The 12,023-nt window shown below is 60.4% G+C and carries 14 protein-coding genes; 4 read left to right on the forward strand and 10 right to left on the reverse strand.

Annotated features, from left to right (window positions below; translation table 11 throughout):
- The first annotated feature begins 194 nt into the window (after positions 1 to 194).
- On the forward strand, positions 195 to 461 hold the full coding sequence (locus tag ACAX43_RS07390) for a hypothetical protein (protein WP_370707765.1): 267 nt from the start codon (positions 195 to 197) through the stop codon (positions 459 to 461).
- A 167-nt stretch (positions 462 to 628) separates the two neighbouring features.
- On the opposite strand, the gene ACAX43_RS07395 is transcribed toward ACAX43_RS07390, so the two are convergent.
- The 8 genes from ACAX43_RS07395 to phaP form a co-directional block, all read right to left on the reverse strand.
- Positions 629 to 1,390: a hypothetical protein gene (locus ACAX43_RS07395; protein WP_370707766.1), complete on the reverse strand. Its 762-nt coding sequence runs from the start codon at positions 1,388 to 1,390 to the stop codon at positions 629 to 631.
- Positions 1,391 to 1,520: 130 nt separating this feature from the next.
- Positions 1,521 to 1,979: a universal stress protein gene (locus ACAX43_RS07400; RefSeq protein ID WP_370707767.1), complete on the reverse strand. Its 459-nt coding sequence runs from the start codon at positions 1,977 to 1,979 to the stop codon at positions 1,521 to 1,523.
- Positions 1,980 to 2,213: 234 nt separating this feature from the next.
- A complete protein-coding gene (locus ACAX43_RS07405) occupies positions 2,214 to 2,684 on the reverse strand; it encodes a universal stress protein (RefSeq protein ID WP_370707768.1) in 471 nt (156 codons plus the stop codon).
- A 321-nt stretch (positions 2,685 to 3,005) separates the two neighbouring features.
- Positions 3,006 to 3,818 (reverse strand): protein-L-isoaspartate O-methyltransferase, encoded by an 813-nt coding sequence (locus ACAX43_RS07410; RefSeq protein WP_370707769.1) that lies wholly within the window; start codon positions 3,816 to 3,818, stop codon positions 3,006 to 3,008.
- A gap of 580 nt (positions 3,819 to 4,398) precedes the next feature.
- A complete protein-coding gene (locus ACAX43_RS07415; RefSeq protein WP_370707770.1) occupies positions 4,399 to 4,593 on the reverse strand; it encodes a hypothetical protein in 195 nt (64 codons plus the stop codon).
- A 131-nt stretch (positions 4,594 to 4,724) separates the two neighbouring features.
- Positions 4,725 to 4,877 carry a hypothetical protein gene (locus tag ACAX43_RS07420; protein WP_370707771.1) on the reverse strand — a complete coding sequence of 51 codons (153 nt, stop codon included), beginning with the start codon at positions 4,875 to 4,877 and terminating at the stop codon, positions 4,725 to 4,727.
- A gap of 97 nt (positions 4,878 to 4,974) precedes the next feature.
- Positions 4,975 to 5,718 carry an acetoacetyl-CoA reductase gene (phbB, locus tag ACAX43_RS07425; protein WP_370707772.1) on the reverse strand — a complete coding sequence of 248 codons (744 nt, stop codon included), beginning with the start codon at positions 5,716 to 5,718 and terminating at the stop codon, positions 4,975 to 4,977.
- A 252-nt stretch (positions 5,719 to 5,970) separates the two neighbouring features.
- Positions 5,971 to 6,522, reverse strand: a complete 552-nt coding sequence (phaP, locus tag ACAX43_RS07430; RefSeq protein WP_370707773.1) for a TIGR01841 family phasin — start codon at positions 6,520 to 6,522, stop codon at positions 5,971 to 5,973.
- Positions 6,523 to 7,043: 521 nt separating this feature from the next.
- Between phaP and ACAX43_RS07435 the strand changes: the two genes are divergently transcribed.
- The gene (locus tag ACAX43_RS07435; RefSeq protein WP_370707774.1) at positions 7,044 to 7,589 is read left to right on the forward strand and encodes a hypothetical protein; all 546 of its coding nucleotides are present in this window, start codon (positions 7,044 to 7,046) and stop codon (positions 7,587 to 7,589) included.
- A gap of 30 nt (positions 7,590 to 7,619) precedes the next feature.
- Here ACAX43_RS07435 and ACAX43_RS07440 read toward each other — a convergent pair whose 3' ends face one another.
- Together ACAX43_RS07440 and ACAX43_RS07445 are read right to left on the reverse strand one after the other, a co-directional pair.
- A complete protein-coding gene (locus ACAX43_RS07440) occupies positions 7,620 to 8,396 on the reverse strand; it encodes an Asp/Glu racemase (RefSeq protein WP_370707775.1) in 777 nt (258 codons plus the stop codon).
- Positions 8,393 to 9,637, reverse strand: coding sequence for a D-amino acid dehydrogenase (locus ACAX43_RS07445; RefSeq protein ID WP_370707776.1), 1,245 nt, complete (start codon positions 9,635 to 9,637; stop codon positions 8,393 to 8,395). The genes ACAX43_RS07440 and ACAX43_RS07445 overlap by 4 nt, the downstream gene beginning before the upstream one ends.
- Before the next feature lie 324 nt (positions 9,638 to 9,961).
- Between ACAX43_RS07445 and ACAX43_RS07450 the strand changes: the two genes are divergently transcribed.
- The gene (locus tag ACAX43_RS07450; RefSeq protein WP_370707777.1) at positions 9,962 to 11,095 is read left to right on the forward strand and encodes a branched-chain amino acid ABC transporter substrate-binding protein; all 1,134 of its coding nucleotides are present in this window, start codon (positions 9,962 to 9,964) and stop codon (positions 11,093 to 11,095) included.
- A gap of 25 nt (positions 11,096 to 11,120) precedes the next feature.
- Complete coding sequence (locus ACAX43_RS07455) at positions 11,121 to 12,020, forward strand: branched-chain amino acid ABC transporter permease (RefSeq protein ID WP_370707778.1); 900 nt, start codon at positions 11,121 to 11,123, stop codon at positions 12,018 to 12,020.
- Positions 12,021 to 12,023 lie beyond the last annotated feature (3 nt).

Genomic DNA, 12,023 nt, shown 5'->3' on the forward strand with positions numbered 1-12,023 from the left:
TCACGCGTGGTGCGCCACGCTGCCGCGCAGCCTGGCAACGAAATCGTCAAGTGAGGGGGTTCGCCCCGGTCAAGATAGCGACGCCTTCCGCCAGCATGCCGACTCGTGGAATCGTGGCGTTCTCTTCCGTTATATCCGGACTCCGGAATCGGACGCCGTCCGACGGATTCGCAGCAAGTGGAGCGAGTGAGTTCATGAGCCGTACTTATCACTATCACGGCTTCGACATTGAAGTCGCCGTGGAGACGGACTTTAGCTGGAAGGGAGCCGAACGCGATGTACACCGCGGCGTAGGATACGTCGCAATCGTGCGAATCCTCAAGGCCGGTGCTGCCGTAGCAGTCTTCTCCCCGCTGCGTTTCGCCGAATCACTGGGGAAGCCATTCACCAGCGAAGCTGAAGCGCTGATGGGCGGATATAGCGCGGGCCGACGTATTGTTGATGACTTGTTCACTTCGTAATTCGGCATGCAGTCGCGGAGCCCGGATATGGCACGCTGCCAGCGTCAAATCGGGCATGTCGGTCTGTCACACTGCTCACGACGGTGAACGGTGGTCGCACCTGACATCCCTTATGGAGCAATACCTGCGACGGTGACCCCGGGTTCAGGGCGTTGCATCTCGTTGTGTCACATCATCCCGCCGATTCCGCCTGGATTTCCGGTGCCCCCCGACGAGGTTCCACCGACCCCACCCGTACTCGTACCTGGCGAAGCCGAAATCGGATGGGCGGCGCCCATCCTCTCCATAAGCGCCACCGCGCTGGCGTTCGGCTGGCCGCTGGTGTCGATTGCGCCGCGGGCAAGGAGCGCTTCGAGATCGCTGTCCACGCCTGGCTGACCCACGGTAAAAGGCGTGATAAGGAAATTGGGTATGGACAGCACGACTCCATAAGTTTGCTGCAAATTCTGTACGACAGCGGCCTGAGCCGTCAGCACGGCGTTCTGATTCTGCATCGCCTGCTGAAACTGCGCATTCGCCGCGAAGCCGGCGATGAGTCCGCTTTCGTTCGTGCCCAATTGTGCCGCCAGATACGAGAGGAGCAGATCCGTTTCCGGCGTGACGTTGAACGTGCCGCCGGCGAACGCAGCCGATCGCAGCAACGTGCCCCCCGATGTTGCTGCTATCACGCATGGCGTCACCGCGCCGAAGGTCGCGCGGTAGTTGCCGTGCGCATCTGCCGCCACCGACATCGAGCCCCGCGCGCAGTTGATGTTGATCGTCGCGTTTGCCAGCGCCTTGCCAGTTGCTGCCGTGCCGGTGAACGCGACCGTGGACACACTGCTTGCACCACTGCCGCCTCCACCGCCACAGGCGGCAAACGACGCGATCCACGCCGCCAGCAGCAGTCCGCCGACGGATCGAATAACGCGCTGCTGGCGAATGTTCATCGAAGTCTGCCGCGGGTTAGGACATGCCGTATAAACGGTTCGGCGCCGCGGTCTATTCCATTTTTCGCGCAAGCCTTACATGCAATCCACTCCCCTCCCGGGTTCAGGCAAGCGGAGCGTCGTCTGTCGACTATTGCCCGGTCTTCGCGTGACCTCTTTTAATCGTCGCAGGATCGCGCACGATCGTAACGGCGCAGGGTGCATAGGCGAGAACCTGGCGGGCGACTGAACCGATCAGCCAGCGATCGAACGGCGTATGGCCGCGATGCCCGACGACAAGATGATCGATATCGTGTTGCTCCGCGTAGAGCACGATCTCCTTCGCGGGCTGCCCTACCGCGAGATCGAACTCGGGATGTTCGCCATAAGAGGTGAGCGTCGCCTTGATGTCGGCGAGGACCTCGTTGGCGTGGCGCAACTCGTAGTCGACCATTTCCCTTCTTTCCAGTTCTATCGCACCCCAATCCGGCTCGCGCGCCACCACGAGGACATGCAGGCGCGCATCAAAGCGCTTCGCGAGGTCGACCGCGAAAGTGACAGCATGTCGCGCGGACGGCGAGCCGTCATAACCTACCAGTACATTCTGCATGGTCTGCTCCCGTCCGGTTCAAACCGGAATAGGCTTTGATTGAACCGCGACCGTTCCTCGACATCGCCGCGTCGGCGCAACAGCGCGTGTTGTCAGCTCCCGGGCATGCCGCGAAGATCAAGGCGGACGAAGTCCGACACCTGCGGCGTTCATTTCGAATTTGCGAGACCACCTCAATGCAATACGCGCCGACGAAGCTTGATGCAAAGACGCCAATCAAAATCACTGACTGGGTTATCGCCCTGGAGGTGCGCCGGTTGGCGTCGACTGCCGGACGACGAGGATCGGGATGTGACTGTGCGTCAGGACCTTCTGGGTCTCGCTGCCGAGCAAAAACGCCCTCATGCCGCTTCGACCATGGGACGCCATCACAATGAGATCACAGTTCTCCTGTGTTGCAACGCTGATAATCGCCTCATAGGGATGGGCGCGGTTCATGGCAACCGTATTGCACTCGACACCGGCCTGCACAGCCGCTTTTTTGACCACCGCGAGGTAGTCTTCCGCACGTCGTCGGGCGGTCTGAATGATTCGATCCTCGTTGTCCGCGATCATCTCGGTGCCATATGCGAAGACACGAAACTCCGGGATGACATGGAGACCCGTGACTTTGGCTCCGCTTTCCACCGCGAGTGTTACCGCCATCTGAATGGCGGCCTCAGAAAGCGCCGAACCATCGGTCGGCACCAGCAGATGCTTGAACATACATCTCTCCCGCGACTAGACCGGTTGGCGTTGAAATCCGGCTCGGCGCCTCTCCAACCTAAGCCCGGCGAACCTGGATCAGAGGCGGCCTCTTTGAGTATAGTCGCCCTGACGCAGTGCCGAGAGGCAGCCCCTATGCAGGCGCTTTGATCGCTGCGGCAGCGGATTGTCAAGACGAAACCCGCCGCCCTGATTATGACCGGCTCGCATATTATTTTAAGTATCGAAATATAGGTAAAACTCCTCGACCGCGATCGCTAGGGCGGTCGTGCCGCTCAAAAGCGTTCTGCGTGTCACTGACTGTTTGGCCTGTCGGGCAGATCAGTCGTACGTCAGGGCCCAGTGAGCGCCACGCAGCCAGCATCGGTCATCTGGCAGATCACCGGTGCGATACAGACGTGTCACGGAACGCCAGCCTCCTTTTTGAAGGGCTGCGCCAAGCGCGGCTTCCGACGCATCATCGCGCCCTCCCTCGCACGGATAGAGGCCGACCACGGAAATCCAACGGGCTAGATATTCACCACCGTTGCGTTCAATTCGAAATACCACGCCGTGCCCGCCAATCGGACGATCGGCGCCAGCAAGCCATATCCTCTCCACCGTGAGCGGCAGAATCAACCTGCCACCGTCATTCAGGCGATCGAGCCAGATGTCAGCGGGATGCGTCGCGCCAGCGTTGACATAGATCACGTCAGCCATATCAAACGGCATCGAGAACCCATCCCCCTGAAGAACGCGGACATTCGTCGCATTCAAAAAATTCGTAGCCGCACGCGTGGCTAGCGCGGCATCGAACTCAATGGCGGTCACCCTGCCAGTCGGGCCTGCGAGATAGGCCATGATGGCCGTGTAGTAACCGACACCCGCTCCGATATGAACAACGTGCTCACCGGCTCGAATGTCAGCGCTGGCCATGAGCGGCATGTGGTAGGACGGCATGCCGTTGTTAAGTCCGCGCTCCGGAACGATGCCGATCAAAACATCGGAATAGAGGTGGACGGGATTGGCATCAGGCGTAGGTCTGTAGCCGTGGGAACGCAAGATTGGCCACGGCCCAGGACCGAGATAGCGTTCGCGTTCGACAGTAGCGAACGCCGCTTCGATGCCCGGATGGATGAGACCGAGTGAAGCCATGACCCGCCTCGCATACGCTCGGCGGACGATGGCAAGCTTTTGCTCACGATTCATCTCGGACCCTTGGGGCTTACACCAGGACGCCCCTAATTCTCCTCGACAATATTACTGCGATTTTGTCGCGTAGGCCGCCGCGCTGACGATGCGCGACTAGTTCGAATGAATCGTGACAGCCTGAACAAACGCATCCTCTTGCGCAGAATGGTGGAAGAACGCCGCGAGGCTCACCTGCTGTTCGTCGGCGATTCGCTACGGGCACAGCATGGTGTTTGCGCGAACGCTCGACGGCGCGGCTCTACGAAGGCTCTTCGCCGCCAACCGGTAAAGGGAGAGACTCAAGCAGTCTCACCAGCCTTGCTCGCTGCTGCGGAGTCAGTCCTCGTGTAGCACTCACCTGCTGAACGCGTGTGCGCCAATAGGTCTGGCTGAACAATGAATCGGCACCATCGGCCGAGAGGATCCGTTCGAGATGGGAAATCGCATCTTCAGCAGTTCGAACCGTGTAACAGCTCTCCATTTCTCCACGCCCTATTCTGGTTGCTGTTTTCATCCGCTTCTCTCATGGGGTTACCGAATATGCTTAGCGAAGCTCTGCGTTGGCTACCCACGTCATCTTCTCGAACTGCGTGAGAACGGCGCTCAGCGACCCACGGAACGTTTCGGCAAACGATATCGTCATGTCCTCGAAACCACGATCGCTGTTGGTCGCAATCCAGACGCGCTCGACGTCAAGGGCGACCGGCATCAGCACCTGCCAGACCGCGGCGACCCTCATACCCCCGCATCTCGTACGAATCGTGATCTGATGCCCTTTGGCCGTTAGCAGCCCGGCATTTTCTGGTGTCATCCTCCAGCCCTCTCTCTCATGTGTTTTTCCTGTTAGCCGCGCGGGCGGTGCAATCACCTTCACCCACGTGTTTGATGCCCCTGCTGCTGATCATTCAGATGTCGTAGCATTCGTGCCCGTATATGCTCACGGCGATAGTGACCGATCGTCATGAAGATTGCGATATTGAGGGCCGAGCCTCCGATGATCAGGCCCACCCAGGTTTCACCCATGGCACTTTCCTCTCATGGAGGTACAGGGATTTTGCGTGAATGATTTACGCCGATTCGTGCGGTGTCCCTGCACGAACCGGCCGGCGCGCGCGTCGCGTTACTGCATGTGCTGGCCGCCGTTGATCGCGATATTGGAGCCGGTCACGAAGCCGGCATCGTCCGAGCACAGGTAAAACACGAGCGCCGCGACTTCTTCGGGCTTGCCGAGACGTCCCATCGGGATATTCGGCAGGACCTTGGTATCGAGGATTTCCTGCGGAATCGCCGTGACCATCTTCGTCGCCAGGTAGCCCGGTGAAATCGTGTTGACGGTTACCCCTTTGCGCGCCACTTCCAGCGCCAGCGATTTGGTGAAGCCGTGCATGCCAGCCTTGGCCGCAGCGTAGTTAGTCTGGCCGACTGACCCCTTGGAACCGTTGACGGAGGAAATGTTGACGATGCGCCCCCAGCCGCGTGCGGCCATGTCTTCGCACAACGGTTTGGTCATGTTGAATACCGAGTCCAGATTGGTGCGAATGACCGTGTCCCAGTTGACTTTGTCCATCTTCCTGAGCGTCATGTCTTGCGTGATCCCGGCGTTGTTCACCAGAATGTCGACCGGGCCGACTTCAACCTGAATTCTGGCCGCACAGTGCTGACATGAGTCGTAGTCGGCCACGTCAACCGGGTAGGCGCGAAAGTTCCGGCCTTGAGTCTCCATGTTCGCTAACCATTCGGCTGCGCCGGTGTTGTTCAGCGAATGCGTTACTACAACTGCATAACCTTCGTCATGCAGCTTCGTGCTGATCGCTTCTCCAAGGCCGCCCATACCGCCCGTCACTACAGCGATTCGTTTCGTCATCCTTTCCATCCGAGATCGTAATAACTGCGAGGATCATGAATACCCAATGGCCGCCTCGCAAAACCCGCCATTGCTTCGCTGCAATTCGTTGCCGTCCCCAGAGTTGCGGGAGACAACGGCTTCAGCATTGATTGGAACTGCGCGGATTTTTGTAGGCTTGTGGTATTGCGCGAACGGAGTTTGGTGCGCCAGTGAACTAGAAACTTCTGCGGCGCCGGCGCACTGCTCGAAGTTTCCAGATGTCCCGAAAAATCAGGCGCGCGTGCCGGGTTGCGACGCAGCGTTCCTGCTGGCGCCGGCGGCCATCGCGGAAACATTGGCCTGCGCGGCTTCTACTACGCTGTGGACCGACTTACGCACTGTTTCCGCCGCGTTGATGGCCGTCGAAAGCGCTGATTTCACGGCAACGACAGCAGTCTCAGAACCCGCCGGCATATGCTTGGCCCAAGTGTCGATGCGGGCCAGTACGTCGCCGCTGAACTGGTCGTACTGCGCATTGACGATCTTCGCCGATGCGGACTGGGTCGCGACCGCAATGTCAAAGACATGCAGTTGGTATGACAGCGTCTTGCCGGCAGCGGACTGGACAACGTGCAATGGCGAAGGCCGCCGCTCTGCGCTCGTCGGGTCGGGCTTCATTTCCCGCAGATGCGCGACGCTTTCTGCCAGAACGGTGCGTCCCGCCCGCAAGTTCAGTTCGGCCAGCTTCTGCGCCCCCTCAAACGCCTCGCTGGCCAGCGAAAAGAAGGTCGACATGTTCGACTTGTAAAAGTGCGTCAGATCCTCAGACGAAAATTCGTTCATTGCCTCTCCTGGATTGATGTTCGAAACGCCCGCTCCGCCGGGTGCGTGCGTCACAAATTTTCTGCCTGCCGGGCAGGCAGAGCTTTGTTCTGGGGCCGAAATTAGTATGACTAATTGAGTGGAAGGCAGCCCAATTCAGAGCGGACCCTCTTGACCCCACATCTGGCTTAAAAAATGGCGCGATTCTACGATCGCGTCACGGCCAACGGTTGAGGTGGACACTTGCCTGGTCCAGCCGTTTCACCAGTGGGGCAGCCTCCGTTGCAGGGGTCACAATGTATGTATTCACATAGAAATAAATATTAGAGTATTTATTCTAACCAGGTAAATGCCAAAGGAAACCGCTGGATTGCTAAGTGAATACCCTTATTTTTTGGCGGAACACCGGCTTGCAAAAGCCGTCAGCTGAGCCCGGTAAATTCCGTCGACGGGCCGTCGGCGAACGCGTCCGGAATCTGCCCAAATCTTTTTCTGCGCCCCCAGTCAAAACGCCATGCGCGACCTCATGCGAGGAGTCCGACATGGCATCCCTCCGATCGAGAATAGCCAGCCTTCGATTGCGTCGGACCTGTAGCACGCGTACCGCGCTGGTCTGCGCGGCAGCGCTCGCACTGGGCGCCTGCGCGCAGTCGTGGCAGGGCTTCCAGGCGGGCGAACGGGAATCCGCCGTCATCGCCAGGCTGGGTCCACCGCGCGAGATCTACGACCTCCCGGACGGTTCGAAGCGGCTGATGTGGCCGACGCAGCCTATGGGTGAAGTCACCACGGCTGCGGACATTGACGCGACCGGCAAGGTGATCAGCGTCCGGCAAGTGCTGCAGCCGAGCGAGTTCTATCGCGCGGAGCCCGGCACGTGGACGAAGAATGACGTCCTGGTCAACTTCGGCCGACCGGAGGAAACGGCTTACTTCCCCTTGATGAAGCGCGAAGTATGGAGTTATCGCTATCTGGAAGACGGCGTGTGGTACCAGCTTTTCCACTTCTATTTCGATAGTGCCGGCGTGCTGCGTTCCACCCAGAAGAGCCCTGACCCGCTCCACGAACACGAGGACAACCAGCAGTTCTGACTGCTCTCGGATCACACGCTGTATCTACAATCACAGCGCGAACAACCGCCCAGAAAGAGGCTCGCGATCCTCCACACCGGCGAGCCGCAACGCATGCCAGGCCATCGCAAAGTTGCTCGATATCACTGGCTTGCGGGTCCTCGCCTCGAGCTCTGGAATCAGCCCGGCGACGCGCAAGCTTGTGCATGACACGAAAACAGCGTCCACGTCGGCGTTCTGTGCAAGGTGCTCGACGGCGGATCGCAAAGATGCAGCGTCAATCCGGGCAACTTCGTTGTCGTTCGCATGCTCGAACGACGCCATGCGAGTAATTTTGACGCCTCGCGCTTCAATGTAGTCGCGCATGTAGTCATTGATCGCACGCACATAGGGTGTCAACAGTGCGGCGCGCTGGACGCCGAGCGCGCGCAGCGCAGCAAGCGCAGCGGTGATCGGCGTGGTACACGCGACGCCCGGACGCGCTTCACGGATGCGTGCGAACACCTTTTCCTCGCCGATCACCATCGATGCCGACGTGCAGCCAAACGCCACGACATCGATCCGCTCGGCAGGGCGAATCAGCTCCACCGCCGCGGCAATGCGCGCGTCCATTTCCATCAGCCGTTCGGGCGTGATGTCCGCCGAGTTGTACACGCGGCTTTCGTAGAACGCCACGCCGTCCTGCGTCAGCAGCTTGCGCCATTCGTGTTCGATCGTATGATCGGTGGCGAGCACCACGAGGCCAATGGCGGCACGCCGGCAGATGCCGTCGTCCAGCACGAAATCGAGCTTTGTGTAGGCGTCATCCTGCAGTGCAATCGTGCTCATTTCAGTGTCATCCCTGTCATGTCGAGTTCGGGTTGGCGACCGGTCATGATGTCGACCAGCAGTTTCGCGGTGCCGCACGACATCGTCCACCCCATGTGCCCGTGACCCGTGTTCAGATACAGATTCCTATGACGCGTGCGGCCGATCAACGGCGTACCCTCGGGCGTCATCGGGCGCAGACCGGCCCAGTAGGACGGGCTCTCATAGTCGGCGCCGTCGGGGAACAGCTCGCGTGCGGCCTGCAGCATCTGTGTAAAGTCAGCGGGTGTGTGGCGGGTGTCGTAGCCGGCGAACTCGGCGGTCGCAGTAAAGCGCAGCCGCTGGCCAAAACGCGCCCACGCCACAAGATTGTTCTCATCGACGCCGCCAAGCTCCGGCGGACGGTGACCCGGCCCGACAGGGAAAGTGGCTGAGTAGCCCTTTACCGGATACACCGGTAGCCGATAACCCAAGCGACGCGCAACAATCGGCGACCAGGAACCGAGCGCAAGCACGAACTCGTCACCTTGCACGAGTCCCGCCGGCGTGTGCACGCCGACTATCTGGTCACCGGACGCCTCGATCGCGCTAATCGGTGTATCGAATTCGAAACGCACGCCGAGGCGTTCACACGCTGCCTTCAAGGCGCGGGTGAACAGGTGCGCATCGCCGCTTTCGTCAGTTGGGCAATAGATTGCTCCGGTAATCCTGTCACGCGCATGCTCGAGCGCCGGTTCCCGCGCGACGACCTGCGCCGCATCGAGCGTTTCGAGTGGCAGGCCGTTGTCCTTGAGGATCGACATGTTCTGCGTGCCGCGCGCGAAAGACGCTTCGTCGCGATAGAGATACAACAAGCCGCGGCTGATGCGATCGTATTGCAGGTTCTCGGCGGCGGTCAGCCGTTGCAGTTGCGTCTGCGCGTAGCGGCAGAGCGTGACCTTGCGCGTCGTGTTCACGCGCGAGCGCGCCGCCGTGCAGTTTCGCAGGAACTGGAGGCACCAGATCCACATGCGCGGGTCCGCGTTGAGCTTGAGCCGCAGCGCCTGCCCCTCGACGAAAAGTGACTTCAGCAGAATCTTTGGCGCACGCGGCGATGCCCAGGTATACGAATGTCCCGGCGCGACCAAACCGGCGTTGGCAAAGCTGGTCTCGAGCGCGACGCCCGGGCGGCGGTCGATCACCGTTACCTCGCGTCCTTCTTTCGCGAGGTACCAGGCGGTCGTGACGCCTGCGATTCCGCCCCCCAGCACAACGATTTTCATGCGTGACTCCCCTGCCCGTCCTTCAAATATAGTGCCGTCGACGCTTTTGAAGGGTGGTTTCTACGCGGATACCCGTCCAATGTGCGGCGAGACCTATCATGAAAGGAGCACTTTTGTAACGACGCCGCGATGAGCCCGATCCGCAAGCTACTGATCTAACGGGCTATGCGTTGCACGCGAACGTCCGTTTTCTGATGTCGCCGGTACAAGCATGTGACGGATCGCTTCGATCCCTTTCAAAAATAAGGAGTCACCACCATGATTGCTCGGAAGAATGGCACGCCCGCCGCAGCGAGCGTCTTGCGGCAAACGACAGTCGCGGCAATGGCCGCGCTAGCCGTGCTCGCCGGCATGGCCCCCGGTTCGGCGCAAAGCCAGAGCGCCACCATCAAAATCGGCGTGCCCGTGCCTCTGTCGGGCAGTTCTGCCAATGCTGGCACAGACATCGTCAACGGCGCCAAGCTTGCCGCCGCCAGGATCAATGCGGCTGGCGGCGTGCTCGGCAAGCAGATCGAGCTGGTGCCGGAAGACGACGCCTGCGACGCGCAGACAGCCGTGCAGGCGGCGCAGAAACTTGTTGATGCGGGCGTGGTCGCGGTGGCCGGCGGCTACTGCTCCAGCGCAGCGCTGCCGGAATTGACGACATTTCACCGTGTCGGCATTCCCTATGTGATGGACGCGTCGACCAATCCCAAACTGACCGAGATGGGCTACGAGAACGTGTTCCGCACGATCGGCCGTGACGACGAGCAAGGTCCGTTTGCAGCCAGTTTCATCAAGAACTTCCTGCACGCGAAACGCGCAGCGGTCATCAACGACAACACGACCTATTCCAAGGGTCTCGCTGACAACACGGTGGAAGCCCTGAAGAAAAACGGCGTCGATGTCGTCTACGACGATGCGATCACGCCCGGCCAGATGGACTACTCGCCGACGCTGACTCATGTCGCCTCACTGAAGCCGGACGTCATTTACTACACCGGCTATTTCGCCGAAGCGGGCCTGATGGTGAAGGAGGCGCGGCAACTGGGCCTGAAGATGACGCTCATGGGCGGCGACGCGACCAACGACCCCACCCTGATGAAAACAGCCGGCCCCGCCGCCGACGACATGGTCATCACCACGGCGCCGCTGGCGCAGTTCCTGAGCGCCGCGCACGGCTATGTCGATGACTATACGAAGGCGTACGGGCAAGGGCCCGGCCCCTATTCGGTCTACGAATACGATGCCGTCGGGGTCACCGCAAAAGCGATCGCGAACGCCAAATCGACGGAGCCCGCGGCGATCAGTGCTGCCCTGCACAAGATCTCGGGCTACCAGGGCGTCACCGGGACGATCAGCTTCAATCCGAAAGGTGACCGGAGCAACGCGGTGTATATCGTCATTATCGTGCGCGGCGGCAATTTCACGCCCTACCAGCGGCTCGATGCAAGCGGACACTGGGTGGCGATGAAGTAGGCTCTGTCGCGCGCCGCGCCCGGCCATGAGCACCTTCTTCCAGTTCGTCGTCGAAGGGCTGACGATCGGCTCGTTCTATGCCCTCGTCGCCCTCGGCTACACGATGGTCTACGGGATCATCCGGCTGATCAACTTCGCTCACGGCGACTTGTTCATGGTCGGTGCGTTCATCGGCTGGACCGGCTTGACCGTGCTTGCTGCAGCGCACCTGCCGCTCGCCCTGGCGCTGCTGATTGCCCTGGTGGCCTCGATGGCAGTCACAGGCGCACTGGGCCTCGCTATCGAGCGCCTCGCCTATCAGCCGTTGCTGCGCGCACCGCGGTTGTCGATTCTGATCACGGCGCTCGGTGTTTCCCTGGCGCTGGAGAACGGTGTGCTGCTGATCTACGGCGCCGGTTTCGACACCTATCCCCACGTGCTCAGCCAGGCAGGGTTCGATCTCCAGGGCGTGCAGGTCACCTTCACACAGATCGGCATTATCGCGGCGAGCCTTGGGCTGATGCTCGCGCTGTATTTCTTCGTTCACCGCACATTCGTCGGCACCGCGATGCGCGCGCTGGCGATCGATCAGGACGCGGCGCGTCTGATGGGTATCGATGTCGAGCGGCTGATCCAGCTAACCTTCTTCCTCGGTTCGGCGCTGGCCGCGGTGGCCGGGGTCATGGAGGGGCTCTACTACACGCAGATCAATTTCTTCATGGGCTTCGTCCTGGGTCTGCGTGCCTTCACCGCCGCGGTACTCGGTGGCATCGGCAACATTCCGGGCGCGATGGCCGGCGGCATTCTGATTGGACTGCTCGAGGCCTTCGGCGCCGGCTATGTCTCCTCGCGGTGGACCGATGTGTTCGTGTTCGGCGTGCTGATCGGTGTACTCGTGATCAAACCGACCGGGTTGTTCGGCGAACGCGTCGTTGAGAGAATGTAGCCT

This window comes from Paraburkholderia sp. IW21, assembly GCF_041321145.1.
In the GTDB taxonomy this organism is placed as follows: domain Bacteria; phylum Pseudomonadota; class Gammaproteobacteria; order Burkholderiales; family Burkholderiaceae; genus Paraburkholderia.